At 73.3% G+C, this 26094-nt stretch carries 32 protein-coding genes; 14 read left to right on the top strand and 18 right to left on the bottom strand.

Features of this window, described 5'->3' with window-relative positions:
• Nucleotide 1: 1 nt before the first annotated feature.
• Nucleotides 2–538: a flavoprotein gene (locus ACIGAQ_RS05970; RefSeq protein WP_399779444.1), complete on the bottom strand. Its 537-nt coding sequence runs from the start codon at nucleotides 536–538 to the stop codon at nucleotides 2–4.
• A gap of 195 nt (nucleotides 539–733) precedes the next feature.
• Entirely contained in the window at nucleotides 734–1192 is a 459-nt protein-coding gene (locus ACIGAQ_RS05965) for a DUF1348 family protein (protein ID WP_399779442.1), read from the bottom strand.
• A gap of 94 nt (nucleotides 1193–1286) precedes the next feature.
• Here ACIGAQ_RS05965 and ACIGAQ_RS05960 point away from each other — a divergent pair, with 94 nt between their 5' ends.
• Nucleotides 1287–1838, top strand: a complete 552-nt coding sequence (locus ACIGAQ_RS05960) for a TetR/AcrR family transcriptional regulator (protein ID WP_399779440.1) — start codon at nucleotides 1287–1289, stop codon at nucleotides 1836–1838.
• A 3-nt stretch (nucleotides 1839–1841) separates the two neighbouring features.
• Here ACIGAQ_RS05960 and ACIGAQ_RS05955 read toward each other — a convergent pair whose 3' ends face one another.
• The gene (locus tag ACIGAQ_RS05955; protein WP_362282556.1) at nucleotides 1842–2042 is read right to left on the bottom strand and encodes a ferredoxin; all 201 of its coding nucleotides are present in this window, start codon (nucleotides 2040–2042) and stop codon (nucleotides 1842–1844) included.
• A 12-nt stretch (nucleotides 2043–2054) separates the two neighbouring features.
• Nucleotides 2055–3251, bottom strand: coding sequence for a cytochrome P450 (locus tag ACIGAQ_RS05950; RefSeq protein ID WP_399779438.1), 1197 nt, complete (start codon nucleotides 3249–3251; stop codon nucleotides 2055–2057).
• Nucleotides 3252–3602: 351 nt separating this feature from the next.
• Here ACIGAQ_RS05950 and ACIGAQ_RS05945 point away from each other — a divergent pair, with 351 nt between their 5' ends.
• Both ACIGAQ_RS05945 and ACIGAQ_RS05940 read left to right on the top strand, forming a co-directional pair.
• Nucleotides 3603–4235 carry a LysE family transporter gene (locus ACIGAQ_RS05945; RefSeq protein WP_311684700.1) on the top strand — a complete coding sequence of 211 codons (633 nt, stop codon included), beginning with the start codon at nucleotides 3603–3605 and terminating at the stop codon, nucleotides 4233–4235.
• Between the two features lie 129 nt (nucleotides 4236–4364).
• Entirely contained in the window at nucleotides 4365–4814 is a 450-nt protein-coding gene (locus ACIGAQ_RS05940) for a nitroreductase family deazaflavin-dependent oxidoreductase (protein ID WP_362282562.1), read from the top strand.
• Nucleotides 4815–5014: 200 nt separating this feature from the next.
• Here the strand turns inward: ACIGAQ_RS05940 and ACIGAQ_RS05935 are convergent, their stop codons facing one another.
• Entirely contained in the window at nucleotides 5015–6079 is a 1065-nt protein-coding gene (locus ACIGAQ_RS05935; protein WP_311684697.1) for a cation diffusion facilitator family transporter, read from the bottom strand.
• On the opposite strand from ACIGAQ_RS05935, the gene ACIGAQ_RS05930 reads away from it, so the two are divergent.
• Nucleotides 6078–7103 (top strand): glutathione S-transferase family protein, encoded by a 1026-nt coding sequence (locus ACIGAQ_RS05930; protein WP_399779435.1) that lies wholly within the window; start codon nucleotides 6078–6080, stop codon nucleotides 7101–7103. The two genes, ACIGAQ_RS05935 and ACIGAQ_RS05930, sit on opposite strands and share 2 nt — an antisense overlap.
• A gap of 38 nt (nucleotides 7104–7141) precedes the next feature.
• Entirely contained in the window at nucleotides 7142–7438 is a 297-nt protein-coding gene (locus ACIGAQ_RS05925) for a DUF4235 domain-containing protein (protein ID WP_311684693.1), read from the top strand.
• A gap of 165 nt (nucleotides 7439–7603) precedes the next feature.
• On the opposite strand, the gene ACIGAQ_RS05920 is transcribed toward ACIGAQ_RS05925, so the two are convergent.
• The gene (locus ACIGAQ_RS05920) at nucleotides 7604–7996 is read right to left on the bottom strand and encodes a VOC family protein (RefSeq protein WP_362282569.1); all 393 of its coding nucleotides are present in this window, start codon (nucleotides 7994–7996) and stop codon (nucleotides 7604–7606) included.
• A gap of 78 nt (nucleotides 7997–8074) precedes the next feature.
• Nucleotides 8075–8539: a pyridoxamine 5'-phosphate oxidase family protein gene (locus tag ACIGAQ_RS05915; protein ID WP_311684689.1), complete on the bottom strand. Its 465-nt coding sequence runs from the start codon at nucleotides 8537–8539 to the stop codon at nucleotides 8075–8077.
• A gap of 314 nt (nucleotides 8540–8853) precedes the next feature.
• Between ACIGAQ_RS05915 and ACIGAQ_RS05910 the strand changes: the two genes are divergently transcribed.
• Nucleotides 8854–9885 carry a 7-epi-alpha-eudesmol synthase gene (locus ACIGAQ_RS05910; protein WP_399779432.1) on the top strand — a complete coding sequence of 344 codons (1032 nt, stop codon included), beginning with the start codon at nucleotides 8854–8856 and terminating at the stop codon, nucleotides 9883–9885.
• A 48-nt stretch (nucleotides 9886–9933) separates the two neighbouring features.
• Here the strand turns inward: ACIGAQ_RS05910 and ACIGAQ_RS05905 are convergent, their stop codons facing one another.
• The 6 genes from ACIGAQ_RS05905 to ACIGAQ_RS05880 all read right to left on the bottom strand — a co-directional run bounded on the left by ACIGAQ_RS05905 (nucleotide 9934) and on the right by ACIGAQ_RS05880 (nucleotide 15444).
• A complete protein-coding gene (locus ACIGAQ_RS05905; protein ID WP_399779430.1) occupies nucleotides 9934–11184 on the bottom strand; it encodes a cytochrome P450 in 1251 nt (416 codons plus the stop codon).
• Complete coding sequence (locus ACIGAQ_RS05900) at nucleotides 11184–11789, bottom strand: GTP-binding protein (protein WP_399779428.1); 606 nt, start codon at nucleotides 11787–11789, stop codon at nucleotides 11184–11186. Before ACIGAQ_RS05900 ends, ACIGAQ_RS05905 begins: the two co-directional genes overlap by 1 nt.
• A complete protein-coding gene (locus ACIGAQ_RS05895) occupies nucleotides 11770–12141 on the bottom strand; it encodes a DUF742 domain-containing protein (RefSeq protein ID WP_311684681.1) in 372 nt (123 codons plus the stop codon). Before ACIGAQ_RS05895 ends, ACIGAQ_RS05900 begins: the two co-directional genes overlap by 20 nt.
• Nucleotides 12138–12548, bottom strand: a complete 411-nt coding sequence (locus ACIGAQ_RS05890) for a roadblock/LC7 domain-containing protein (protein WP_311684679.1) — start codon at nucleotides 12546–12548, stop codon at nucleotides 12138–12140. The genes ACIGAQ_RS05895 and ACIGAQ_RS05890 overlap by 4 nt, the downstream gene beginning before the upstream one ends.
• A gap of 5 nt (nucleotides 12549–12553) precedes the next feature.
• A complete protein-coding gene (locus tag ACIGAQ_RS05885; protein WP_399779426.1) occupies nucleotides 12554–14254 on the bottom strand; it encodes an ATP-binding protein in 1701 nt (566 codons plus the stop codon).
• 245 nt (nucleotides 14255–14499) lie between these two features.
• Nucleotides 14500–15444, bottom strand: coding sequence for a GlxA family transcriptional regulator (locus ACIGAQ_RS05880; RefSeq protein WP_399779424.1), 945 nt, complete (start codon nucleotides 15442–15444; stop codon nucleotides 14500–14502).
• 71 nt (nucleotides 15445–15515) lie between these two features.
• Between ACIGAQ_RS05880 and ACIGAQ_RS05875 the strand changes: the two genes are divergently transcribed.
• From ACIGAQ_RS05875 to ACIGAQ_RS05860, 4 genes are all read left to right on the top strand, one after another.
• A complete protein-coding gene (locus ACIGAQ_RS05875; protein ID WP_399779421.1) occupies nucleotides 15516–16466 on the top strand; it encodes an NADP-dependent oxidoreductase in 951 nt (316 codons plus the stop codon).
• Nucleotides 16467–16790: 324 nt separating this feature from the next.
• Entirely contained in the window at nucleotides 16791–17168 is a 378-nt protein-coding gene (locus tag ACIGAQ_RS05870; protein ID WP_311684669.1) for an anti-sigma factor antagonist, read from the top strand.
• A gap of 104 nt (nucleotides 17169–17272) precedes the next feature.
• Nucleotides 17273–17935, top strand: a complete 663-nt coding sequence (locus ACIGAQ_RS05865; protein ID WP_311684667.1) for a DUF4230 domain-containing protein — start codon at nucleotides 17273–17275, stop codon at nucleotides 17933–17935.
• 147 nt (nucleotides 17936–18082) lie between these two features.
• Complete coding sequence (locus tag ACIGAQ_RS05860) at nucleotides 18083–18619, top strand: VanZ family protein (RefSeq protein WP_311684665.1); 537 nt, start codon at nucleotides 18083–18085, stop codon at nucleotides 18617–18619.
• A 33-nt stretch (nucleotides 18620–18652) separates the two neighbouring features.
• On the opposite strand, the gene ACIGAQ_RS05855 is transcribed toward ACIGAQ_RS05860, so the two are convergent.
• From ACIGAQ_RS05855 to ACIGAQ_RS05840, 4 genes are read right to left on the bottom strand one after another with little or no spacing between them, the layout of a single operon-like run.
• Complete coding sequence (locus ACIGAQ_RS05855; RefSeq protein WP_311684663.1) at nucleotides 18653–18970, bottom strand: hypothetical protein; 318 nt, start codon at nucleotides 18968–18970, stop codon at nucleotides 18653–18655.
• 30 nt (nucleotides 18971–19000) lie between these two features.
• Nucleotides 19001–19237 (bottom strand): hypothetical protein, encoded by a 237-nt coding sequence (locus tag ACIGAQ_RS05850; protein WP_311684661.1) that lies wholly within the window; start codon nucleotides 19235–19237, stop codon nucleotides 19001–19003.
• Between the two features lie 43 nt (nucleotides 19238–19280).
• Complete coding sequence (locus ACIGAQ_RS05845; RefSeq protein ID WP_362282592.1) at nucleotides 19281–20297, bottom strand: DNA topoisomerase IB; 1017 nt, start codon at nucleotides 20295–20297, stop codon at nucleotides 19281–19283.
• A gap of 10 nt (nucleotides 20298–20307) precedes the next feature.
• Nucleotides 20308–21117 (bottom strand): SDR family oxidoreductase, encoded by an 810-nt coding sequence (locus ACIGAQ_RS05840; RefSeq protein ID WP_399779417.1) that lies wholly within the window; start codon nucleotides 21115–21117, stop codon nucleotides 20308–20310.
• Nucleotides 21118–21244: 127 nt separating this feature from the next.
• On the opposite strand from ACIGAQ_RS05840, the gene ACIGAQ_RS05835 reads away from it, so the two are divergent.
• The 4 genes from ACIGAQ_RS05835 (at nucleotide 21245) to ACIGAQ_RS05820 (ending at nucleotide 25643) form a co-directional block, all read left to right on the top strand.
• The gene (locus ACIGAQ_RS05835) at nucleotides 21245–22273 is read left to right on the top strand and encodes a PHP domain-containing protein (RefSeq protein ID WP_399779415.1); all 1029 of its coding nucleotides are present in this window, start codon (nucleotides 21245–21247) and stop codon (nucleotides 22271–22273) included.
• Between the two features lie 37 nt (nucleotides 22274–22310).
• The gene (locus ACIGAQ_RS05830) at nucleotides 22311–22967 is read left to right on the top strand and encodes an HAD family hydrolase (RefSeq protein ID WP_399779413.1); all 657 of its coding nucleotides are present in this window, start codon (nucleotides 22311–22313) and stop codon (nucleotides 22965–22967) included.
• 164 nt (nucleotides 22968–23131) lie between these two features.
• The gene (locus tag ACIGAQ_RS05825) at nucleotides 23132–24313 is read left to right on the top strand and encodes an aromatic acid exporter family protein (RefSeq protein ID WP_399780688.1); all 1182 of its coding nucleotides are present in this window, start codon (nucleotides 23132–23134) and stop codon (nucleotides 24311–24313) included.
• 301 nt (nucleotides 24314–24614) lie between these two features.
• A complete protein-coding gene (locus ACIGAQ_RS05820; protein ID WP_311684649.1) occupies nucleotides 24615–25643 on the top strand; it encodes an SDR family oxidoreductase in 1029 nt (342 codons plus the stop codon).
• A gap of 105 nt (nucleotides 25644–25748) precedes the next feature.
• Here ACIGAQ_RS05820 and ACIGAQ_RS05815 read toward each other — a convergent pair whose 3' ends face one another.
• Nucleotides 25749–26039, bottom strand: a complete 291-nt coding sequence (locus ACIGAQ_RS05815; RefSeq protein ID WP_399779411.1) for a hypothetical protein — start codon at nucleotides 26037–26039, stop codon at nucleotides 25749–25751.
• Nucleotides 26040–26094: the final 55 nt, after the last annotated feature.

The following is a 26094-nucleotide window of genomic DNA, read 5'->3' as shown; positions in this document are numbered from 1 at the left end:
CTCAGCCGCGTTCGAGCAGGTCCAGTGCCCGCTTCCAGGCGAACTCCGGCCGCCTGCCGTCCGGTTGCGGCTCTCCGGAGTACGGCTCGCCGAAGCGCACGCCCATTCCGCCCAGCCGCTCCAGGGCGGCCCGGTAGGCGGGGTGGGCTGCGAGCGCGTCGGCCACGCACGGCAGGACGGCGATCGGCACCCCGAGCCCCGCGGCCTCGCAGAGGGTGCCGAGCGCGAGGGTGTCGGCGATGCCCGCCGCCCACTTGTTGACGGTGTTGAAGGTGGCGGGGGCGACGACGACGGCGTCGGGTGCGGGGAACGGGCGCGGCTCGCCCGGGGTGCGCCAGGCGGACCGGATCGGGCGGCCGGTGCGGGCCTCGACGGCGGCGGTGTCGAAGAAGCCGTTCATGGCGACCGGTGTCGCGACGACCCCGACCTCCCAGTCCCGCTCCTGCGCGGCGGCGATGAGCTCGCCGACCTCGGCGGCGATGCCGGCGGCGCAGACGACGACGTAGAGGAAGGGCTTGCGGGTGGTCTGTGCGGTCATCCCCGCAACCCTAGTGACCGCACGGGACCCCACGGCGGGAAGGCGCCGACGAGCGGAGGGCCGCCGAAGAGCGAGAAGGTGCCGTCGGAGCGGGCGGGCGTCGGCGCAGCGGGAGGGGTGCAGGGAAGGGAAAGGTGCCGGCGCAGCGGGAAGGGTGCGGGCACGGGAAGGGTGTCGGCGCGGCCGGGAGGGTTGTCAGCGCAGTGGGAGGGTGCGTCCCCGCTCGTCGTCCGGCCGCGGGCCGTGGATGCGGCGGTCGGTCTCCTCGATCGGCACGTCGTCGATGCTCGCCTCGCGCCGGGTCATCAGGCCGTGCTCGTCGAACTCCCACAGCTCGTTGCCGTAGGAGCGCCACCACTGTCCGTCGGCGTCGCGCGACTCGTACTGGAAGCGGACGGCGATGCGGTTGCCGTCGAAGGCCCACAGGTCCTTGCGCAGGGCGTACTCCCGCTCGCGCGCCCATTTGCCGGTGAGGAACGCGACGATCTCGGCGCGGCCGGTGAGGAAGGTGTCGCGGTTGCGCCAGACGGAGTCCTCGGAGTAGGCGAGGGCGACCCGCCGGGGATCGCGGGTGTTCCAGGCGTCCTCGGCGGCCTGCACCTTCTGTGCCGCCGTCTCGCGGGTGAAGGGCGGCAGGGGCGGTCGCTCGGTCATGGATCCTCCCGGAGGAACAGATGGAGAACGTGCGTTCTCCGCTGGGCTGCTACGGTAGGAGAACGCTGGTTCTCGCGTCAAGGAGTGGTCGTACATGGACAGTTCGGTGGCCCGGGAGCGGGCGCTGGACGCCGCCGAGGAGCTCTTCTACGGGCGGGGCGTGCAGGCCGTGGGCATGGACGACGTGCGCAGCGCGTCCGGGGTCTCGCTCAAACGGCTCTACCAGCTGTTCCCCGCGAAGGAGCGCCTGGTGGAGGCCTACCTGGAGCGGCGCGACGCGCGCTGGCGCGGGCGGCTGGCCGCGTACGTCGAGGAGCAGCAGGGGGCGCGGGAGCGGATCCTGGCCGTGTTCGACTGGCTGGGCCGGTGGTTCGACGAGCCCGGCTTCCGGGGCTGCGCGTGGATCAACGCCTACGGCGAACTGGGCGCCACGTCCGCGCCGGTGGCGGAGCGGGTGCGGGCGCACAAGCGGGCCTTCAGGGAGTACCTCCACGCCCTCGCCGCCGAGGCGGGGCTGCCCGCCGCGATGGGCGGGCAGCTGTTCCTGCTGGCCGAGGGTGCGATGGTCACGGCGGGCATCACCGGCAGCGCCAAGCCCGCGAGCGAGGCGCGCGAGGCGGCCCGGCTGCTGCTGCGGGCCGCCTGAGCGTCAGCCCACCGTCTGCGAGACGGTGATGGCGCTCACCGGGCAGGCCCGGGCCGCCTCCCGCAGCAGGGGGCTGTCGCCGCCGTCCTCCCGGCCGGGCAGCAGGGTGCTGTAGCCGTCGTCGTCCTGGGTGAACACGTCCGGGGCGGTCAGCGCGCACTGGCCCGCGCCGATGCAGACGTCCTTGTCGATGTCGATGTGCATGTCCGGAAGCCTCTACCAGGTCACGGGGAGTTCCAGCATTCCCTGGATCGTGTCGCCCGGTTTGAAGGGGATCTCCTCGGCCGGGGCGGCCAGGCGCAGCGTGGGCAGCCGCTCGAAGAGGGTGCGCAGGGCGATCTCCAGTTCCGCGCGGGCCAGGTTCTGGCCGAGGCACTGGTGGATGCCGAAGCCGAACGCGACGTGGTGACGGGCCGGGCGGTTCCAGTCGAGCGTGTCCGGCTCGGCGTAGACCGTCTCGTCGCGGTTGATGACCGACGTCGCGAAGACGACGCCGTCGCCCGCGCGGATCGTCGTCCCGGCCACCTCGATGTCCTCGACGGCCGTGCGCAGCAGACCGTCCGCGATCGACAGCAGCCGCATCAGCTCCTCGACGGCGGCCGGCACCAGGCCCGGGTCGGCGCGCAGTTCGGCGAGCCGCTCGGGGTGCCGGAGCAGGGTGAAGGTGCCGAGGGAGATCATGTTGGCGGTGGTCTCGTGGCCGGCGACCAGCAGGATCAGCGCCAGGGCGATCAGGCCCTCGCGGTCGATCTCCCCGTCGCGCAGCTGCCGTTGGACGAGGTCGTCCAGCAGGCCCGTGCCGGGGTCCCGGCGCTTGCGGTCGATCAGCTCCCCGAAGTACGTCTCCAGCCGGTCCCGGGCGTCCAGCACGTCGGCGGCCTCCGGGCCGCGCAGCAGCCGCCGCGACTGTGCCTCGAAGAAGTCGTGGTCGCCGTACGAGACGCCGAGCAGGGCGCAGATCACCATGGACGGGACGGGCAGCGCGAAGGCGCCGACCAGGTCGGCGGGCGGACCCTGGGCGATCATCGCGTCGAGCCGCTCGTCGACGATCCGCTGGATGCGGGGCCTGAGTTCGGCGGCCCGCTTGAGGGTGAAGTCCCCGACGACCATGCGGCGCTGGGCGCGGTGCTCGGGGTCGTCGACGCCCAGCAGGGCGGTCCTGCGGTTGCGGAAGCCGGTGAAGCGCACGGTGGTGGCGGGGAATCCGGGCCGGTCGCGGTCGGAGGACAGCCGCGGGTCGGCCAGCAGCGCCCGGGCCGCGGCGTGTCCGGTGACCAGCCAGGCCTCACGGCCGTCGAAGAGGGTGATCCGGGTCAGGGGGCGCTCGGTGCGCAGCGGTTCGTAGGCGGCGGGCGGGTGGTAGGGGCAGGTCCGGCTCTGGGGGAAGGCGACGGGTGCGGTCGTTTCCGTCATGAAGACCTCGCAGACGAAGTGTGCGTCGTGCCGATCTTCATTAGATGCCCCAGGCACCTAAGGGGCGACGTCAACTTCGGCCATGTCGGGGGTGACGTGCAAGTTGGCCGGGGAATGCCGTCGTCCCGTTCGAACGGCGGACGGGTCCGGGCGCCTCCGGGGCCGCCGTGGCAGGTCCCCGGGCCGGGCGGGGCGGCGCGGCAGCGAAATCCGGTTGTCGGCGGTGCCGTCCGGGGTGCAGGATCCGGCCATGCCTTCCTTCGCCGCCTCCCTGCCGCTGTCCGCCGCCGGTCCCGCCGCGCGCCGACAGCAGCGGTCCGGCCGCCCGGGAGGACCGACAGCGCCGCGGTCATGACCGCCGCGCTCGTCGCCGGACTGCTCGCCGGATACGGCATCGCCGTCCCCGTGGGCGCCGTCGGCACCTACCTCGTCTCCCTCACCGCCCGCACCTGTCTGCGTACCGGGGTCTGCGCCGCGCTCGGCGTCGCCACCGCCGACGGGCTCTACGCCCTCGCCGCGACGCTCGGCGGAACAGCCCTGGCCGGCGCGCTGCGGCCGGTGCTCGGGCCGTTGCGGTGGGTCTGCGTGCTGGTGCTGCTGGGGCTGGCGCTGTGGGGTGCGGCCGGCGCGCTGCGCGCGTACCGGGGGCACCGGCTCGCCACACGTGCGGCCTCCGCTCCCCCGAGTCCGGCCCGGGCGTTCTGGGGACTGCTCGGCATCACGCTGCTCAACCCGACGACGGTGATCTACTTCGCCGCGCTCGTGCTCGGTGCGCAGGCCTCCGGCCCGGCCGGGCCGTTCGAGCAGGCCGTGTTCGTCCTGGCCGCCTTCGCGGCGTCCGCGAGCTGGCAGGTGCTGCTGGCCGGGGGCGGCGCGCTGCTGGGCCGGGCGCTGACCGGGCCCCGGGGCCGGCTGGTGACGGCACTGGTGGCGAGCGGGGTGATGACGGTGCTGGCCGTGCGGATGGCGGTGGCCCCGGGGTGAGGGCCCCAGCCCCAGCCCCAGCCCCAGCCCCAGCCCCAGCCCCAGCCCCAGCCGGATGATTCCCGGGCGCGGGTGTGTTGTAGGCACCAGCCAGTCAGCCGTGGACGTGACGACGATGGGACGGATGCCATGCCTCTCGAGGGCGAGTACGAACCGAGCCCGACCGGATGGGTGCGCCGGCAGGTGGAGCTGTACGAGAGCTCCGGCGGTACGCAGGGCACGACACTGCAGGGCACTTCGATGCCGGTGGTGGTCCTGACGACCCGGGGTGCCCGGAGCGGGAAGCTGCGCAAGACGCCGGTGATGCGGGTGGAGCACGAGGGGCGTTACGCCGCGGTGGCCTCCCTCGGCGGCGCGCCGAAGCACCCCGTCTGGTACTTCAACCTCAAGGCCGACCCCCGTGCCGAACTCCAGGACGGCCCCGTCAAGCGGGACGTGACGGCCCGTGAGGTCACGGGCGAGGAGAAGGCCCGGTGGTGGGAGCGGGCCGTGGCGGCGTATCCGGCGTACGCCGACTACCAGAAGAAGACGGACCGGGAGATCCCGGTGTTCGTCCTGGAGCCGGCGGAGGAGTCCTGAGGCTGGATTCACCTGGGGGGCGCGGCCCGGTCGCGCCCCGCGTGCGGGCGGCCTGAACGAGCGGCGCCGTGAGGCCCGGCCCGGTCGCCGGAGCCCTCGGCTCCCCGCTCCCTCGCCCCCGGGCCGGCTGCCGTCACGAACCGCTCGGGAAAAAGTCTCCGCCCGGGTGCATGAACCGGCTCCGGCCGGGCACGCGTGGGTCAGGCCCCGCCGCGCTCCCCCGTCGCGGCGGGGCTTTCCGCTGCCTCGCGCGCCAGCCGGCGGTCCGTGACGTCGAGGAAGATCTGGTCGGCCTCGGGCACCGTGCTCGCGATGGAGCGCTTGATCCGGACGGCGACCTCCTCCACCCGCTCGCTGTCCAGCCCCGGCACCAGATCGACCCGGGCTGCCACCAAGGTCGAGTCGAGGCCCGTCTTCATCGTGAACAGCTCCTCCACACTGTCGATCTCGGGCTGCGCCCGCAGCAGCGCCCGGATCCGGCCGCTGGCCTCGGGGTCGGCCGCCTCACCGATGAGCTGGTCGCGGGCCTCCCGGCCCAGCCGGTAGGCGACGTAGACAAGCAGCGTGCCGATGGCGAGCGACGCGCCCGCCTCCCACACCACCTGCCCGGTGGCCATGTGCAGCGCCATGCCGACGATGGCCAGCGTGACGCCGAGCACCGCGGTGCCGTCCTCCGCGACGACCGTCCGCAGGGCCGGGTCCCGCAGCCCGTCACCGGCGCCGCCCTGCCGTCGCGCCTGGTACAGCGCGCGCAGCAGGGAACCGCCCTCCGCGAGGAGGGCGACGCCGAGCACGATCAGGCCGGCGACATAGCCGCCGAGGTCCTCCTCCGAGTCGCTCGTCAGGGCCTCGATGCCCTGGAAGAACGAGAAACAGCCACCCATCACGAAGATCCCGACCGCCGCGAGGAGCGACCAGAAGAACCGCTCCTTGCCGTAGCCGAACGGGTGCCGCCGGTCGGCGGGGCGACGGCTGCGGCGCAGGGCCGCGAGCAGGAACACCTCGTTCAGGCTGTCGGCCACCGAATGGGCCGCCTCCGACAGCAGGGCGGGTGATCCCGCGGCGAGGCCGCCGACGGCCTTCGCGGCCGCGATCACCAGGTTGGCCGCGAGCGCCACCAGGACGGTGACGCGGGTCCTCCGATCAGATGCTTGTTCAGTCACCTCCGCCGATTGCCCCGGTCGGCGGTGCTCACACCGTGCCGTCCGCGGAAAACGGGGAACGCGTTCACCAGGGAACACGTACGGCAAGGAGGTCACCCCCATGAGCCGCGACGACGGCGACGACGGCAACAGCGCCTACGGGAGGAAGAGGTTCAGGCGGTCCAAGGCGCACTTCGCGGACCGGGTCACGGCGGACGGCCGGGACGGCTGGCCGGTGGAGGCCGGCCGCTACCGCCTGGTCGTCAGCCGGGCCTGCCCGTGGGCGAGCCGGTCGCTGGTCTCCCGGCGGCTGCTCGGCCTGGAGGACGCGCTGTCGCTGGCCGTCGCCGATCCGATCCAGGACGACCGCAGCTGGCGCTTCACGCTGGACGAGGACGGACGCGACCCGGTCCTCGGCATCCGCTATCTGAGGGAGGCCTACGACCGCCGGGAGACGGACTACCCGGGCGGCGTGAGCGTACCGGCGCTGGTGGACGTCCCGACCGGACGGCTCGTCACCAACGACTACCAGCAGCTCACCCTCGACCTCGCGACCGAGTGGACGGCCCTGCACCGGGACGGGGCCCCGGACCTGTACCCGCAGCGGCTGCGCGACGAGATCGACGAGGTGATGGCGGACGTCTACGAGGACGTCAACAACGGCGTGTACCGCGCCGGTTTCGCCACCGGGCAGGAGGAGTACGAGGCCGCCTGCGCGGGCGTGTTCCGGCGGCTGGAGCTGCTCGCGGCCCGGCTGGAGCGGCAGCGCTACCTCGTCGGCGACACGATCACCGAGGCGGACATCAGGCTGTTCACCACACTGGTCCGTTTCGACGCGGTCTATCACGGCCACTTCAAGTGCAACCGCTGGAAGCTGACGGAGAACCGGGTGCTGTGGGGGTACGCGCGCGACCTCTACCAGACGCCGGGGTTCGGCGACACCGTCGACTTCGACCACATCAAGCGGCACTACTACCAGGTGCACACGGGCATCAACCCGACCGGTGTCGTGCCGCTGGGGCCGGACCTGTCCGGCTGGCTGACCCCGCACCACCGCGAGGAGCTGGGCGGCCGGCCGTTCGGCGACGGCACCCCGCCCGGGCCGGTCCGCGCCGAGGAGCGGATCCCGGCCGCGCACACCCCCTGACCACGTTCGAACGACCCTCAGGCATCAAGGAGATCCCCGTGGCAAAGAAGAAGAAGATGTCCCTCGCCTACCAGCCGGTCGGCTTCGTGCTCGGCTGGTCCGGCGGCTGGCTGGCCGGGCTCGCCTTCCGCAAGACGTGGAAGGCGATCCGGCACGAGGACGACGCGCCCGACGCACTGGACAAGGACCGCGGCTGGGGCGAGGTGCTGCTGGCCGCCGCGATCCAGGGCGCCATCTTCGCCGTGGTGCGCAGTGCCGTGGACCGCGCGGGCGCCAAGGCGATCGAGCGCTCGACCGGCACGTGGCCGGTCGGTGAGAAGGGCGGCCGCGACTGACCCGGCCGTCACCGGCGCCGAACGGCCCCGCCCGGCAGCGCGCCGGGCGGGGCCGTTTCGTGTCCGCGGCCGTTCGTCGGTCCCGTGTCCAGGCCCGCCGTCCCGTGCCCCCGGCCCTCCGTCGCGCTCGGCCCGGAAGCCGCCGGCGACGGCCGGCCCGTCGGTTCAGCCCTGCTTGGGTGCCGTCGGGGCGGTGCGGCGCAGGGTGAAGGAGTGGCCGGCCGGGTCGGCGTAGCCGCGCTCCTCCAGGGGGCCCGAGGCGTCCTTGGCCTCCAGGGGGCGGCCGCCGAGGCTGACGACGCGGCGTTCCACCGCGTCGAGGTCGTCCACCACGAACTCCAGGTGGGCCTGGAGTGAGTTCTCCGGGCGCGGCCAGCTGGGCGGGGTGGCGTTGACGTCCCGGCGCAGCGCGATCCGGAATCCGTCGGCGGTCCTGATCTCCACCCGGTTGGCGGTCGCGTCCGACTCCTCTGCCTCCAGTAGTTCCTTGTAGAACACGGCGAGCTTCTCGGGCTCGGCGCAGTCGAGCACGAGGACCCCCGCTTTCACCAGTGCCATGTCTCCTCCGCAGGATCCGGCCGCGGGGCGGTCGTGCCCCGCGGCCCCGTACCTTGCGGATATCCCGGACCGGCCGATTCAGTCGGTGTTCAACCACCGTCCGTCGCGCATGAGTTCGCGGCCCTCCAGCTCGTCGGCCTCCCGCCAGGCCTGCACCCGCCGCGGCACCACACGGAAGTAGAGGTACGGCGTGGCGAGGCGGCGCGGGTCGAAGCCGGTCTTGGCGGCGAAGAGCTCGGCGTCCTCCTCGGTCAGGTCGGCGGGCTGGACCGTCTCGACGGCGCCTTCCACCATGACGACGTCCCGGGTCGGGCCGATGCCCACGCGCGCCCGGCCCGTCGCCGCCAGGTTCCGGCCGGTGACACTCGACGCGGGCGTGGCGAACAGCAGGTACGAGCCGTTCCACAGGAACGACAGCGGGACCAGGTACGGCGTGCCGGACGCGCCGTCGGCGGTGGCGACCCAGGCGTCCACGTCGTGTTCCAGCCGGTGCAGGGTGTCCTTGGTGCGCTGATCGGCACTGCGTGCGGGTGCGGACGTCATCGTCGGTGCGCCTCCTGAGCGGTCGTCGTACGGACGCGTCCAGTGTGACGCCGTACCGCTCCGGAGGGCGGGCGGCCGGGCGGGAGAGCCGGTGCCGGTGAGGGACGAGGAGTGTACGTGACTCAAGCGCTTTCCGCAGTAACCAAGATCACGGCGGGACAGCGGAGCGACCGGTTCCTGTCACGGGCATCCTGGTACCGCTTCGCGGTTCAACTTGCGTGCCGTGAGGCTCAGTTGGAGTGTGCGGGCGGTGCGGGCCGCCGTCCGCTCGCAGGGGCGGGGGGCTCTGCGGTCCGTTCCCCGAAAGGAAGCGCATGCCTCAGGACGTCCGGTTCGACCTCCCCTTCGACACCCCCGTGAGCGAGCATCTGGAGTACGCCCGGGCCCGCCATCTGCGCTGGGTGTGGGAGATGCGCCTGGTCCGCAGCCGGGAGGGGTTCGAGGAGTACAGGTCCTGGGACCTGCCCCAGGCCGCCGCCCGCACCTACCCGTACGCGTCGGCGGACGACATGGTCGTCCTGATGAACTGGTTCTCCCTGGCCTTCCTCTTCGACGACCAGTTCGCCGCCGGCCGGCCGGACCGTGCCGATCCGATAGCCGACGTCGCGCGGGAGCTCATCGTCACCCCCTTGCGGCCGGTCGGCAGTCCGCCCCGGGTGGCGTGTCCGATCACCCTTGCCTGGACGGAGGTCTGGAAGCATCTCTCGCATGGCATGTCCCTGACATGGCAGACCCGGTTCGCCGCCTCGTGGGGCCGCTTCCTGGTCGCGCACTGCGAGGAGGTCGACCTGGCCGCGCGAGGGCTGGAAGGCACCCTGGGGCTCGACGAGTACACCGCGTTCCGGCGCCGCACGGTCGGCATCCACCACAGCATCGACGCGGGCGAGCGCAGCCGCGGCTTCGAGGTGCCGGCGCAGGCGATGGGGCACCCCGTGATGGAGCGGATGCGCGACCTGGCCGCGGACACCATCGGGTTCATGAACGACATCCACTCCTTCGAGCGGGAGAAGCGCCGCGGCGACGGCCACAACCTCATCGCCGTGCTCCGCCGGGAGCGGGGCTGCTCCTGGCAGGAGGCGACCGACGAGGCGTACCGGATGACGACCGGCCGCCTCGACGCGTACCTCGAACTCCAGGCGCGCGTCCCGCGGATGTGCGACGAGCTCCGGCTCGACGAGGCGGAGCGCGACCGGGTGCGGATGGGCGTGGAGGCCATCCAGCACTGGATCGGCGGCAACTACGAGTGGGCGCTGACCACCGGCCGCTACGCGGCGGCGAAGGAGGGCCCGGTGGCCACGGCCGAACTGGCCGGACGGGGCTCGGTGGACGACCTGCTGACGGTGTGAGTCGGTGCTGCCCGGCCACGGGAAGGGCCGGGCAGCACCGCCGCGCGGTCAGACGGGGAACTCGACCGGCAGGCTGTCCAGCCGGGACTCCCACGTGGAGGCGGTCGAGCCGAGCTCCTCCGGGGGTACCGCGAGCGCCAGTCCCGGCAGCCGGTGCAGCAGGACGTCCACGGCGATCTCGATGACGGACTGGCCGATGCTCTGGCCGGGGCACTCGTGCGGACCCGAACTGAACGCCAGGTGGGCCTGGTTGCCCTGCACGGAGACGCCGGTGTCGGGCCGGATCTCCGGGTCGGCGTTGCCCGCGGCGAGGCCCAGCACCAGCAGGTCGCCCTCCTGGATCCGGTGGCCGCCGAGCTCCAGGTCCGCGGCGGCGAACCGGCCGGGCAGCACGGCCAGCGGCGGGCTGTTCCACATGACCTCCTCCACGACGGCGGAGACGGTCAGCTGACCGCCGATCAGCCCGGTCAGCCGGGTGGTGTCGGTGAGGATCAGCTGCAAAACCCGGGCCAGCAGGTTGCTGGTCGTGGTGTGCGCGGCGATCAGGACGAGCCGCAGATGGCTGACCACCTCGTCCTCGTCCAGGCCGGCCGGGTGCGCCAGCAGGGCGGTGGTGAAGTCGCCGCCCGGTTCGGTCCGTTTGCGCTCGGCGAGCCGGCCGAGGATCTCCTTGATGCGTGCGTCGTGGGCGAGCGCGTCCTCGCCGCCCTTGAGGACCCGGGCGCAGGACTCGACCAGGTCGCGTCCCTCCGCCTCGGGGAGCCCGAGGATCCGGGAGAGCACGAGCATCGGCAGGTACTCGGCGTAGTCCTGCACGAGGTCGGCGCGTCCGGCGTCGGCGAACGCGTCGATCTGCTTGTTCGCGAAGTGGGTCGCGTGGCGCCGTACCCCCCGGGCGGCGGCGGCCTGGAGCCCGTCGGTGACCGCGGCGCGCAGCCTGCGGTGCGGTTCGCCGTCCTGGGAGACGCAGTCCGGCCGCCAGCCCAGCATCGGGATCAGCGGCGAGGTCTCCTCGATCCGGCCCTCCGCCCAGTCCCGCCAGATGCGGGCGTCACGGCTGAACTGGCGGGGGTTGTCGAGCACCCGCCGGTTGTCCCGGTAGCCGAGGACCAGCCAGGCGGGCACGTCTCCTTCGAGCAGGACGGGTGCGACCGAGCCGTGTTCCTTGCGCAGCCGCTCGTAGATGCCGCCCGGGTCGGTCGCGGCCTGCGGGCCGTACAGGCGGGCCGGCTCGGACCCGTGGTGGGCGACGGGGCAGCCGCTCGGGGGCTGGAGGGGGGTGTCGGGCGAAGCGTTCATCAGGCCTCCAGGGCCACGGCCGAGCGTTCCTTCAGGTGGTGGATGAGGGCGACGAGGACGTCCCTGCTGGAGGCCCGGTCCCGGGCGTCGAAGGCCACAACCGGGGTGTGCTCGGGGATGTCCAGGGCGTCCCGGATCTCCTCGACCGGGTGGTCGCGGGAGTCCGGGAAGACGTTCAGGGCGACGACGAAGGGCACCTCCTGGCGCTCCATCTCCTCGATCGCCCGGAAACTGGACTCCAGCCGGCGGGTGTCCACCAGCACGATCGCGCCGAGCGCTCCCTTGAACAGCCCGTTCCACAGGAACCAGAACCGCTCCTGCCCCGGCGTGCCGAACAGGTACAGCACCAGGCTGTCGCTGAGGCCGATCTTGCCGAAGTCCAGGCTGACGGTGGTCTGCGTCTTGTCGGCGACCCCGATGACCCGGTCGACGCCGGCGCTGGCCTCGGTGAGGGTCTCCTCGGTGGTGAGCGGCCTGATGTCGCTCACCGACCGGACCATCGTGGTCTTGCCGGTGCCGAAGCCGCCGGCGATCATCACCTTCACCGAGCGGGTGTCCCCGGCCGCCGCCCGCTCACCGGGGCGGTCAAAGCCTTTCAAGTCCACTGAGTACCTCCTCCAGGAGCGCCAGGTCGGGCCCGCGGCCGGCGCCGTGCGCCGGGATGGGGTTACGGGCTTCGACGCGACCTGCCTCCAGCAGGTCCGACAGCAGCACCGCGAGAATGTTGAAGGGCAGCCCGAGATGGGCGCCGAGTTCGGCGACCGACAGCGGATCGCGGCAGCGCCGGAGGATCTCCTCGTGCTCGTGCTGCATGCCCGGTAAGGGGGCGGCGCGGGCGACGACCAGGGTCGCCACGTCCAGGCCCGCCGCCGAACCGCCCGGCCCGCTGCGCCCGCCGGTGAGGACGTAGTAGCGCTCGAGACCGGACGGGTCGGACGGCTTGCGGGGAGCACTCATCCAGAGTGCTCCTCCAGGCGCACGGAGGTGCCGAGGAGCTCGCCCATCCTGCGGGCCAGGTCCCTCATCTGGTGCCCGAGCACACCCTGGTCGAGGCCCTCCCTCGCCAGGACGCCGAGGTACGTCTCCACACCGGCGCGCACGACGAAGAGGTGCCCGCCGTCGACCTCGATCATGGCCAGGCGCAGCTGCCCGGCGAACCTGGGGAACTGCTCGGCGACCGGCTGGGCCAGGGCCTGCAGTCCGGCCACCACGGCCGCGAAGCGGTCCACGTCGTCGGGGTCTTCGGCGCCGTAGGAGGTGATGGCCTTGCCGTCGCTGGAGGCCACCAGGGCGAAACGGATCTCCTTGATGCTCTCGACGAGATCGCGGAGCGCCCAGCTCACGTCTGTTCCTTGTTGCGTCATGAGGACTAGTCGCTCTCTTCGGTGCGGTGCTCGGTGGACTCGCGTCCGGCGGGGAGGTCGCGGTCGTCGGCCGTCCGGGAGGCCGCCGCCGCGTCGCGGCCGGCGGTGGCGAAGGCGGCGAGACCGGAGAAGGAGGCGTCCGGCGGCACGGCGGTGACGGTGCCCCGGTCGGTCCGCTCGGGCTGCTGCGGCGCGTCCGCCTCGTTGCGCCTGCTGCGGCGCCGGGGCAGCCCGCCGGGGGTGGTCTCCCCGGCGCGGGCGGCCGGCGACGCGACGGCGCTTTCCCGGGCCGGGGCGGAGGCGGTGGCCGCGGCGGCCGGGACGCTCGCCGCGGCGGGCAGCGGGCTGAAGTACTTGTGCGGGACGACGACGACCACGGAGGTGCCGAGCCAGGGCGAGTCAGCGAAGGTGACGCGGATGCCGTAGCGGTGGGCGAGGGCGCCGACCACGCGCAGGCCGATGCTGGCGTCCTCGGTGATGCCGCCGAGGCCCGCGCCGGGCGCGGTGCCCGCCAGGGCGTGCTCGGCCTCCCGCTTCTTCTCCTCGCTCAGGCCCTTGCCGGAGTCCTGGATCTCGATGCCGACGCCGTTGGGGACCTCCCTGCCGGAGACGAGCACCGGCTCGGTGGGCGGCGAGTAGCGGGCCGCGTTGTCCAGGAGGTGGGCGAAGATCAGCGTGAGGTGGTCCACGAGGCCGCCGTCGACGCCGAGTTCGGGCAGGTGGCGCACCTGGACGCGGTGAAAGTCCTTGATCCGGCCGATGCCGCCGCGCACCACGCTGAGCAGGCGCTGCGGTTCCTGCCACTGCCGGCCGGGGCGGTCCGTGCCGCCGAGCACACCGATGCTGGCGGCGAGCGAGTCGGCCGGGCCGAGTTCCTGGTCGAGTTCCATCAGACCGCGGGCGACAGCGGGCAGCCTGCCGTGCTCGCCCTGCATCTCGTGCAGCCGGCCGCGCAGCTTGCTGGTCAGCACGTGGATGCGGTTGCCGATGCTGATGACCGCCTGCTCGGCGGTGGTCGACCGGTCGAACTCGGCCTCCAGGCCGATCAGGGCGGTGCGCAGCAACTTGCGCAACTCGGCCTGGAGTTCGGCGCTGACCTTGGCGCACTGGCTGACCGTCGGCAGCACGTCGTCGATGGCCTCGCCGGAGCGGAGCTTCTCCATGGCGTCGGGCAGCTGCTCGTCGGCGAGCCGGGCGACCGCCGCGAGCTGGTGGGCGAGTTGCTCGCGCCAGACCTCGGCCTGGTCGGCGAGCTGGGCCTCGTAGGAGGCGGCCTGCTCGGTCAGCCGCTCCTCGTAGGCCCGGGACTGCTCGGCGAGTTGCGTTTCGTACGTGCTGCTCTGCTCGGCCAGGCGCCGCTCGTAGGAGGTGTTCTGCTCGGTGAGCCGGGACTCCAGGCCGGCGCGCTCCGCGGCGGATCTCCGCTCCAGACCCGCCACGTGCTGCTGCCACTGCAGGGTGTGTTCGGTCTGCGCGGCGCGGAAGGAGCTCTCCGCCCGGTGCAGCTGTGCCCGGGTACGCAGCAGCATGCGCACGCACATCGTGCCGGCCGCCGTCGCCGCGACTCCGGCGACGGCCACGGTTATTCGCTCCGAACTCATGAACGTGCCGGCAACCGTCCCGCCGCCCAGGCCCAGCGGCATCAGCCACCAGCTGTACCAGGCGACAGGGGCCCGCGCCGCCGGTGGCGGAGTGGCGAGTTCCATCTGCATCCTTCGAGCAACACGATCGAACGGGGGGGGTGGGTGGACCGCACTCATGAGTACGCACTGCGAGCGACCGGACACGATCGTGAACTCGCAGCGACGATCGAAACCTTATCGGTTCAGAACCCGAAAGGATCAACCTCGACCCTGGGCGGAAGTGAGGGTTCCGTCACGCTTCGAGAGAAGGCAACAGGTCGACAAATGCCCTTTGCCCACAGGCGAGTTGAGGTGGACGCCGCGCGGGCTCAGCGGGCGGTCTGGAACGTACGGCGGTAGGCCTGCGGCGAGACCCCGATCGCCGCGTGCAGATGCTGGCGCAGGGAGGCGCCGGTCGCGAAGCCGACCATGCCCGCGATCTGATCCACCGTCAGGTCGCTGGACTCCAGCAGGTGCCGGGCCCGGGCGACGCGCTGCTGGATGAGCCAGCGGCCGGGGCTGAGCCCCACCTCGTCGTGGAAGCGGCGGGCGAAGGTGCGCTGGCTCATCCGGGCATGGCCGGAGAGATCAGCCAGAGTGAGCGGTTCACCGAGGTGCTCCAGGGCCCAGGCCCGGGTGGCGGCGGTGCTCGCGGCGCCCTGCTCGGGGACGGGCTGCTCGATGTACTGGGCCTGACCGCCGTCACGGAAGGGCGGGACGACGCAGCGGCGGGCGACACTGTTGGCCAGCCTGCTGCCGTGGTCCTTGCGGACGAGATGCAGGCAGACGTCCACGCCGGAGGCGGCTCCGGCCGAGGTGAGGAACGGGTGGTCGTCGACGAAGAGCACGTCCGGGTCGAGGTCGACGCGCGGGAACATGCGCCGGAAGTGGTCGGCGACCTGCCAGTGGGTGGTCGCCCGGCGCCCGTCCAGGAACCCGGCGGCGGCGAGGACGAAGGCGCCGGTGCAGATGGAGACGATGCGGGTGCCGGGGCGGATGAGGGCGAGCGCCGCCAGCACGGCGCCGGACACCTCGTCGCTCAGACGGTCGGGTGCGACCGGGGCGATCACGACCGTGCCGGCCGTGGCCAGGACCTCCGGCCCGTGCTCCACGGTGACGCCGAAGTCGGCGTTGGTGCGCACCGGGCCGCCGTCGACCGAGCAGGTCAGCACCTCGTACCGGCCGTCGGCCGCGCCGAGGATCCGGCTGGGGATGCCCAGCTCGAAGGGGTAGACGCCGTCCAGGGCCAGGACCACCACTCGCTCACGCCGCATGGCACGATCCTATCGAATGTTGACCATCTTGCCATTGGCGGACGGTGTGCGAACCGGCACGCTGGATCACCATGAGCACACAGAACACGATGCGAGCCATCAGCCAGGACGTCCTCGGCGGTCCCGAGGTCCTCAAGACAGTGGAGATCGAGCGGCCGGTGCCGCGTCCGAACGAGGTGCTGGTCCGGGTGCGGGCCGCCGGGGTCAATCCGACCGACTGGAAGCACCGCGCGACCGGAGGGTTCCTGGGCGAGCCGCCCTTCGTCCTCGGCTGGGACGTCTCCGGTGTGGTGGAGGCGGTCGGCGTCGGCGTGGCGGCGTTCGCGCCGGGCGACGAGGTCTTCGGGATGCTGCCGTACCCCTTCGGGCACGGCTCGCACGCGGAGTACGTCATCGCGCCGGTGCGTGCCCTCGCCCGCAAGCCGGCCGGGATCGACCACGTCCAGGCGGGCGCGCTCCCGCTGGTCTCGCTCACCGCGTGGCAGGCGCTGACCGAGCACGCGGACGTGCAGCCCGGGCAGCGGGTGCTGATCCACGCCGCCGCGGGCGGGGTCGGGCACGTGGCGGTGCAGATCGCCAAGGAGCGCGGCGCGTACGTGATCGGCACGGCGAGCGCGGGCAAGCACGACTTCCTGCGCGAGCTCGGCGCGGACGAGACGGTGGACTACCGGGAGACGGACTTCACGGAGGCCGTGAAGGACGTCGACGTCGTGCTGGACACGATCGGCGGCGACACGTCCCTGCGCTCGCTGCGCGTGCTGCGTCCCGGCGGCGTCGTGGTGTCGATCCTGCCGGTCGGCTCGGACGAGTTCCCCCAGGAGGCGCAGCGGCTCGGCGTCCGGGCCGTGCGCATGCTGGTGGACGCGGACCGCGCGGGCATGGAGGCGATCGGGCGGCTCGCGGAGGCGGGCACGCTGCGCGCCACCATCGCGGGCACGTTCCCGCTGACGTCGGCGGCCGAGGCCCACGCCCAGGGCGAAACGGGCCGCACGACGGGGAAGCTGGTGCTGGTGAACGACTGAGCGGGATGACGGGGCCGATGCCCCGCGCCCGGCCAGGGGCACCGCGGGTCCGCGTGACGCGACCCGCGGAGTCCCGCCCACCCCGCACGCCTTGTCGTAGCGCGCACGCTCACACCTCGCGTCACACGCGCCTCACGGTGCGCCCGCGCTCACGACCGCGCACGCCTCCGCGCGAACCTCGGCCAACTCGGCTGTAATTCAAAGACATATGTCAATCGAACATGCTCAAATTCACTCGATGGAGGGTAACTTGCAGGGCGGGGAACGGTTGTGAGGACCGATGCCCCCTCCCCACGCACGGAGCAGGCTGGAGGCGATCTCGTCGTGCGGCAGGACCCTGCACCGCTCACCCGGCATCTGCGCGTCCGCCAGGAACGGGGGCACACGGTGCTGGAGTTCCGCGGCGAGATCGATCTCGCCGCGGCCGCGGAGATCGCCCCGCACCTCGACCGGGAGACCGGCCGTCCCGCCGCCCGGGTGGTGCTCGACCTCAGCCGGATCGAGTTCTTCGACTGCTCGGGCCTGCGGCTGCTGTACCGGGCCCGCAGCCGGGTGCTCGACCGGCACGGCTCCGTGCTGCTGGTCTGCTCCCACCCGCTGACCCTGCGCGTCCTGCGCATCACCGGCCTGTCCCGGCTGCTGCCGCCGCAGCCGACGCTGGACGCGGCGCTGGAGCAGCCGCAGGTGACGCCCCGCCCGTGACGGTGTGCGCCCGGTGTGCCTCCGCCGGGGTCGTCGAATCCTCAACTCGTCGGTCTGGCAGGGGATGCGGTGGGCATGCGGTGTGTAGGAAGGAGGGCCGTCGCATGACGACTCCCGTCAAGCGTCTCCCCAGGCGCATGCCCGGCTGGGCCAAGGTGGTGGCCGCGCTGGTGCTGGTGCTCGTCGTGTTCTTCGCCGGGCTCCGGCTGAGCGTGATCCCGGGCCTGAAGGACCTGTTCGGCACCGAGACCCACGACCGGTCCGGCCCGGCGCTGCTGCAGTCCATCCAGGACATCAGCCGCTACGACGCCGCCTCCGGGAACTTCCAGGTCGTCGTGGACCTGGAGAAGGACGCGAAGTTCCTGCCCGACGCGATCCGCGGCACCCGGACCCTGTACGTCGGGGCGGGCACCGTCGACGCCTACGTCGACCTGGGCAAGGTCGGCGAGGACGACGTGCGGGTCGACGAGGACCGCACGTCGGCCACGCTCCGGCTGCCCCACGCCCGGCTGGGCAAGCCGTCCCTCGACCCCGACCGCTCCTACGCCGTGTCCAAGCAGCGCGGTCTGTTCGACCGGCTCGGCGACCTCTTCTCGGACAATCCCAACGGCGAACAGGCCGTGCAGCAGCTGGCGGTGCGGCACATCGGCGACGCGGCGAAGGAGAGCGAGCTGACCGCGCGCGCCGAGGCGAACACCACCGGAATGCTGGAGGGGCTGCTGCGCTCCCTGGGCTTCAAGGACGTGCGCGTCACGTACGGGAACTGACCGCCCCCCGCCTCCTTCCGGAGCGGTCGTGAGGAGTGCTCCGGGGGAAGGCGGGAATCCGACGGTGGGACCGGGAGGCGGTGGCATCGTCGGCGTTCCCCCGGGTAACCGCCGTACATCGCACGGAAGTTGACGTCTGGAGGACACATGGCCGGTGCAGTCTCACGCCCCCGTACCGGGGGGTCCGGGAGCGAGCGACGCCCGCTGCCGTGGCCCATCCGCCTGCTGGCGACGCTCTGCGCGTTCGCGTTCATGGTCGCCTTCGCCGTGGTGCTGGCGCGGCTGACCCTGCAGCCGTCGCCGGCCTCGGAGGCGCTGACGCACACCAACCTGCGGCCGGGCGACTCGCTGCGGGCCTACCTCGACCAGCCGGAACTGCGCGACGCCGTCAAGCAGATCGGCGGCAACATCCTGCTGGGCGTCCCCTTCGGCGTCCTCGTCCCCGTCGTCGCCCCCCGCACGCGCGGCATCCTCCGTGTCCTGCTGCTGACCGCGGTCGTGATGCTGCTGGTGGAGTTCGCCCAGGGCGCCCTGGTGACGGGCCGCGCCTTCGACATCGACGACGTCATCCTCAACACGACGGGCGCCCTGATCGGCTACCTGCTCCTGGGCCGCCGCCTCAGCCGCGCGGTCCACGCCCGCAAACCCCGCCGCCGCCCCACCACGACACCGGCGAAGAGCTGACCCCCGGGCCTCGCAACGGGCCCTCCCCCGGCCTCACGTCGGACCGTCGATGCGGACGACCCCGTCGATCGCGTCCAGGCGGGCCGCGAGCGCAGCACCTCCCGCCGCCGTGGTGGTGAGCAGCAGGACCCAGTCCGCCGGGAGGTCCTCCGCGTGGAGATCGTCCTCGCCGTCGTCACCGGGGATCCTGTTGGGCTGGACCCGGATCTGCCCGCCGGGAAAGGCGGCGAGGTGATAAGCGCCGAGGAAGTCGCTGTCGCGGGCGGAGAAGACCAGCCCCAGGCGGGCACCGACGAGGGACGCGAGTTCCTCGGGCGCATGGTCGCCGGTGCCGTGTGCGTAGTCGGGCACGATCGGGAAGCCTACGCCACGGCCCTGCGGCTAGTGCACGGTCCAGGTGAACTTGTCGCCGCCCACCCAGCGGACCACGTCCGGGTCGTCCATGTCGTGGACCGTGATGCCGAACGCGGCCGCGGCCGCGAGGACGTCCGTGACGGCGGTGGCCTCTCCGACCACCTGGCCGTCGATCTGCACGATCCGGAACGGCGGTGTGCCCGGCTGTACCCCGAGCACCATGATCCGCGGGTGGGATATGTACGGGCTCGCGCTTTCGGTCATGCATCGAGCGTAGAGCGGAACCGGCCGGAGCGCGGGTCGTGCGTCAGCGGTCGAGCAGGTCCAGGACCGCCGCCTCGACGGCCCCCTGCGTGGCCGGCCGCCCGAAGGCGCCGTGCTCCCCCAGCCGCGTGAGCGCGGGCGCGATGGTCCGCCCCTGCTCGAACAGCTCGAAGACGCGCGGGTCGATGTAGGAGGCCCGGCACACGGCCGGGGTGTTGCCCAGGTAGTGGCTCACCTCGCGCACCGCCCGCGCGGCCTGGCGGCGCCGGGCCGCGGCCGTCTCGCGGGCGGCCTCGGGGATGACGGCGAGCGCGACGGACGCGAGGACGGTGGCGTGCCAGGTGCGGAAGTCCTTGGCCGTGATGTCGACCCCGGAAAGCCGGCGCAGCGCCTCGTTCAGGTCGGCGCCGTGCAGCTCGTGCCAGGCCCGCCCCTCCCAGTACGCCAGCAGCCGCTCACCGCGTTTCCGCCGTCGCAGCAGGGCCCGGACGACGGCGTGCGCCTGGTCGTCCACGAGGGCCCGGACGAGGTCGATGCCGCCCTTGGCCGGGTAGGTGAACGCGATCTCGCCCCGGCCGCAGGTGACGTGCTCGCGCAGCATCGTCGTCAGGCCGTACGTGCCGTTGGCGCGGGTGTGCCGGTCGCTGCCGATGCGGAAGAAGCCGAGGTCGAGCAGGCGTACCGCGCAGGCGGTGACGCGCTCCCGGCTCAGGCCGCGCCCGGCGAGGTCCGAGCCGACCCGGGCGCGCAGGTCCGGCAGGGTGCGCGCGACGTCACGGACGTGCTCGTGCTTGGCCTGCTCCCGCTTGGCGCGGAACTCCTCGTGGTACAGGTACTGCCGGCGTCCGGCGTCGTCGGTGCCGACGGCCTGGAGATGCCCGTTGGCGCGGCGGCAGATCCACACGTCCTGCCAGGCGGGCGGGATGACCAGGGCCTTGATCCGGGCCAGGTGTTCCGGGTCGGTCAGCGCCCGGCCGTCGCAGTCGAGGTAGCGGAAGCCGCGCCCGTGGCGGACGCGGCGGAAGCCGGGCTCGTCGCAGGAGCTGGTGCGCAGTCTCACCGCGGCCCGCTCACGGCCGTCGCCAGTCGTCGCTCGTGAGATGGGAACCGGCTTGCGGCCCCATCCGCAGCATGCCGCCGTCGACGCTCCAGGAGGCGCCGGTGACGTACGAGGCGTCCGGACCCGCGAGGAAGGCGATGACGGCGGCGACCTCGCGCGCGTCGCCGGGCCGGCCGAGCGGCACGCCGGGGCGGCTCTCGGTGTGCGGGTCGGTGTCCTCCTGCCCGGTCATGGGGGTGGAGATCTCGCCGGGCGCGACGGCGTTGACGGTGATGCCGTGCTCGGCGAGTTCCAGGGCCATCACCTGGGTGAGCAGGCCGAGTCCGCCCTTGGCGGCGCAGTAGGGGGCGGCGCCCACGCGCGGCTGGTGCTCGTGGACGGAGGTGACGTTGACGATCCGTCCGCCGTCCCCCTGCCGGATCATCCGCCGCGCCGCCTTCTGGCCGCACAGGAACGGGCCGACGAGGTCGACGTCGAGGACCTCGCGCACCTGGGACAGTTCCAGGTCGAGGAAGGGCGTCATGGTGCCGGTGCCCGCGTTGTTGACCAGCACGTCGATGCGGCCCAGGCGCTCGCACAGCTCGTCGACGGTGTCGGCGGCGCCGGGCAGCCGGGTGAGGTCCATCCGGGCGACCTCGGCCCGCCGCCCGTGCGCGCGGACCTCCTCGGCCGTCTCCTGCGCGCCCTTGTCGTCACTGTGCCAGGTGATGCCGACGTCCAGGCCGGCACGGGCCAGGTGCACGGCGGTGGCCCGGCCGATGCCGGAGTCGGCGCCGGTGATCACGGCGACCCGGTCGCGGGGCGCGCTGGGGGCGGACATGACAGGCTGCCTCCTCGTCGAAGCGGGCGGGACGAGGCATCGCAGTACCCGGGTGGGTACCGGGCAAACCGGCCGTGCGGCCGTGCGGGGTGCCGGGTGCTGGGGAACCCTTGAGGTGGAGGTGGCCATGGATCCCGTTGAGGCACTGGACCGGATCGCCTTCCTGCTGGAGCGGTCCCTGGCGCCGACCTACCGTGTGCGCGCCTTCCGTACGGCGTCCCGGGTGCTCAGGGAGCTGGGCGGGGACGAGGTCCGCCGCCGGGCCGCGGACGGTTCGCTGGAGCGGCTCAAGGGGGTCGGCCCGAAGACCGCGCAGGTGGCCCGGGAGGCACTGGCGGGAGAGGTTCCGGGTTATCTGGAGAAGCTCGAGGCCGAGGCGCAGGAGCCGCCGGCCGTACGGGGCGGGCAGGAGCTGCGGGCGCGGCTGCGCGGGGACTGCCATCTGCACTCCGACTGGTCCGACGGCGGCAGCCCGATCGAGGAGATGGGCCGGGCGGCGGCGGAGCTGGGGCACGAGTGGGCGGTGCTGACCGACCACTCGCCGCGGCTGACCGTGGCGCGGGGCCTGTCGCCCGAACGGCTGCGGAGGCAGCTGGACGTGGTGGCGGAGCTGAACGGGACCTGGGCGCCGTTCCGGCTGCTGACGGGCATCGAGTGCGACATCCTGGAGGACGGCTCGCTCGACCAGGAACCCGAGCTGCTGGAACGGCTCGACGTCGTGGTGGTGTCGGTGCACTCCAAGCTCCGCATGGACGCCCGGTCGATGACCCGGCGGATGGTGGCCGCCGTGCGCAATCCGCACGCGGACGTGCTCGGGCACTGCACGGGCCGGCTGCTGACCGGGCGGGGGCGGCCGGAGTCGGAGTTCGACGCGGACGAGGTGTTCGCGGCGCTCGCGGAGGCGGGCACCGCCCTGGAGATCAACAGCCGGCCGGAGCGGCTCGACCCGCCGCGGCGGCTGCTGCGCCGGGCCGTGGAGGCGGGGGTGCTGTTCTCGATCGACACCGACGCGCACGCGCCGGGGCAGCTGGACTGGCAGATCAACGGCTGCGCGCGGGCCGAGGAGTGCGGGGTGCCGCCCGAGCGGGTGGTGACGACGTGGTCCCTCGACGCACTGCTGGCCTGGTCCCGTGAGCGGCGGATGCCGTCCGGCTGACGTGGTACTCGCGCGGCCGGAGAGGAAGGAACGGGATATGGAACGCGCGGCCGTGTTCGACGTCGACGGCACTCTGGTCGACACCAATCATCTGCATGTCGTCGCCTGGTGGGAGGCCTTCCGGCAGGCGGGCCACCACGTGCCGATGCACGCCGTCCACCGGGCCGTCGGCCTGCCGTCCGGCGACCTCGTCGCCCACCTGCTGGGCGACGACCGCGACCCGGACCAGGACGCGGATCTCAGCGCCGGGCACAAGGCGCTGTACGGGCAGTACTGCGACCGGCTGCCCGCGCTGCCGCAGGCCGGTGAGCTGCTGCGGCGGCTGCACCGGAACGGCTGGGCGGTGGTGCTGGCCACGTCGGCGGGCGGGGCGGAGCTGAGCGCGCTGCGCCGGGCGATCGACGCGGACGACGCCATCACGGCCACGGCGAGCGCCGACGACGTCGACGCGGGCAAGCCCGCACCCGAGCCGGTCGAGCACGCCCTGGAGCTGGCCGGGGTGCCGGCGGAGCGGGCGGTCTTCGTCGGTGACACCGTGTGGGACATGCGCGCGGGCAGCAGGGCCGGGGTGCGCTGCGTGGGTGTGCTGTGCGGCGGCATCCCGCGCGCGGACCTGGAGGAGTCCGGCGCGGACGCGGTCTACGCCGATCCCGCGCACCTGCTGTCCGCCCTGGCCGGAAGCCCGCTGGCCTGACCGGGAAGTGAAAGGCCCCTCCACCCGGATACCCGCAGCGCATGACGCGAGTGACGAGTGGGGTACGGCGCAGGGCGGGTGCCCTGCGCCGGCGGAGCAAGGAGGACACGACGACGGGGAGCACCGGCCCGCGGTCGGAGGCGGCGGCGACCGCCCCGCGGCGGATGCGGAACCTGGAGCACGGCATCCGCGCCGTGCAGCCGGTGGACGCCGTACGGCGGGAGTCACGGGCCGCCTGGGACGCGATGCGAGCGGCCTGGCGGGGCCCCGGCCGGGAGCGGGATCTGGTCGTCCAGTCGCTGAAGGCCGCCGTCGCGGCCGTGATCGCCTGGCTGGTGGGCGGCGTGTGGATGGGAGACCCGCTGGCGCTGATGGCGCCCTGGGTGGCGCTGGTGCTGGTGCAGGCCACCGTCTACAGCTCGCTGGTCCAGGGGGCCCGCCAGTTCGGCGCGATCTGCGTGGGCGCCCTGCTCGCGTCGGGCGCGCAGGCCCTCACCGGTGACACCACCTGGGCGCTCGCCCTGTCCGTCCCGGTCCTGATGCTGCTCGCGAACTGGCCCCGCTTCGGCGACCAGGGCATCTACGCGGCGACCACCGCCCTGTTCACCCTCGCGGCGGGCACCGTGAGCCTGTCCGGCGTCGGGCACCGGATCGGGCAGGCCGCGCTCGGCGCCGTCATCGGCGTGGCCGTGAACGCGCTGATCCTGCCGCCGATCCATCTGCGGGACGTCCGCGAGAACCTGGCGGCGCTCGCCCGGGAGGTCGGGGACGTGCTGCACACCGTCGCCGCCGATCTGCGCGAGGGCGAGTGGGACGCGCAGACCGCCGCCGGCTGGCTCGGCTCCTCGGCGGGTCTCGAGCACCGTGTGGAGGCCCTGCACTCGGCGCGCCGGTGGAGCCAGGAGAGCCTGCGCCTGACCTACGCGCCGCTGCGCGCCCTGCACCGCGTCCCGCACGGGGCCGCCCTGCCGCCGGTGGAGGAGGACGAGCGGTTCGGCCGGATCACCGGGCACGTCACCGCGCTGACCCGGGCCCTGGCGGTGTCCGTGGACGACAACCGGACACCGGCCCCGCCCGAGGGCCGGGCCCTGCGGTCGTACGCACGGATGCTGGAGCTCATCGGCGACGCCTGCCGGGTGCAGGCGGAGAGTCTGCGCGAGGGCAGCCTGCACGGCCGGCCGGACGACGAGACCGAGAAGACGCTGCGGGAACTCCACGAGGAACTGCAGGACCGGCTGCGGGCGCACGCCCGGGAGGGTGCCGCGCACACGGCGGTGCTCGGCACGCTGCTGCTGCAGGCGGAGAACCTCTGGGCGGAGACCATGCCCGACGGCGAAGGGCAGTGACGCACCTCACGCGCCGGGAGGGGCACGCCAGGAACACCCAGAGGTAGTTCCCCGTTGAACAACACGTGGGTGCGGATGGGACAGTGTCCCCGGGCCTCACCATCCGCCCACAGGGACGATCGTTCGGCTGAAGCCCTGTGGAGCACTTCGCCGAGAGGCGACCGCCATTCGCGCCCACCTCAGAGCCGCCCCGGCCGTGATTCCCCCGTCCGGCCGGGGCTTCCTTCTGCCCACGTGCAATCCGGCCCACCCGGGTACTCGGTGGTCTCTCGCGGAATCACGCGGCCGAGAGGAGCCACAGGTGAGCAGCGCAACGGGCATGAGGGTCGTCGTCACGGGTGCCACGGGCAACGTGGGCACGAGCGTGGTGCGTCTCCTCTCCGAGGATCCCGAGGTCGGCTCCGTGCTGGGTCTGGCCCGGCGCCTTCCCGACTGGTCTCCCCCGAAGACGGACTGGGACGCGGTCGACCTGGCCGCCGAGCGGTCGGACCTCGTGGAGCGGTTCCGGGGGGCCGACGCCGTCGTCCATCTGGCCTGGGCGTTCCAGCCGACGCACGACCCGGCGGCGACCTGGCGCACCAACGTGCTCGGCAGCATGCGGGTGTTCGAGGCGGTGGCCGAGGCCGGGGTGCCGGCGCTGGTGCACGCCTCGTCGGTCGGCGCGTACTCCCCCGGCCCCAAGGACGAGGCGGTGGACGAGTCGTGGCCGACGCACGGCTGGCCGGACGCCGCGTACTGCCGGGAGAAGGCCTATCTGGAGCGTGCGCTGGACACGTTCGAGCGTGATCACCCCGGCACACGGGTGGTGCGGATGCGGCCGGCGTTCCTGTTCAAATGGGAGTCCGCGAGCGAGCAGCGCCGGATCTTCGGCGGGAAGTTCCTGCCGGGGCCGCTGGCCCGCCCGGAGCTGCTGCCCTTCCTGCCCGACGTCCCGGGGCTGCGGGTGCAGGCCCTGCACACGGACGACGCGGCCCGGGCCTACCGCCTGGCGGTGCGCAAGGACGTCCGGGGTGCCTTCAACCTGGCCGCGGAGCCGGCGGTCGACGCGCGGATGCTGGGCGAGATGCTCGGGGCGCGCCCGGTGCGGCTGCCGCGCACGGCGGCCCGGTCGGCCATCGCGGCCGCCTGGGGCCTGCACCTGCTGCCCGCCTCGCCGCACCTGTTCGACGCGGTGCTGCGGCTGCCCCTCATGGACTCCTCCCGGGCCCGTGCGGAACTGGGCTGGGAACCGGAGCGCACGGCGACGGAGGTGCTGCGGGAGTTCTTCGAGGGCCTCCAGCAGGGCGGCGGGGCGCGGACGGAGCCGCTGCGGGGCCGCAAGGTGGGGTGACTCCCCCGTCCGGGACCGCCGGCGGGCGGTCCCGGAACACGGGCGAGGGCCGCGGCCGACCCCCACAGTCGGCCGCGGCCCTCGGTGTGTGCCCTGCCCGGCCTCTCAGCCGGAGGGCTCGTCCGGCACCGGGTGTTCGGTCTGTCCCGTTCCCGAGCTCGGTGCCCCTTGCCGGCCCGTCCCCGCCTCGTCGGTGTCGGGGACGTCAGCGGCCGGCTCGTCGGATCCGTCGGCCCGACCGGCCCGGTCCTCGTCCGCGTCGTCGTCCTTGCCGGTGCCCGAGAAGCGCGGCGCGACCTCCCACGGGTCCTCGCCCGCGTCGGCCTGCTGGTCCGGCATGTCCCGCGGGACGGGATCACCGTTCTCGCCGGGTGCGTCGAGGCGGTGGTCGGTCACGGCGTGCTCCCTTCGGTCGTCAGGCGCCTCGCGAGTACCTCCGCGGTGATCCGCG

The organism is Streptomyces sp. NPDC085932 (assembly GCF_044540525.1).
GTDB lineage: Bacteria > Actinomycetota > Actinomycetes > Streptomycetales > Streptomycetaceae > Streptomyces > Streptomyces levis.
This window is presented reverse-complemented; position numbering and strand designations above follow the sequence as displayed.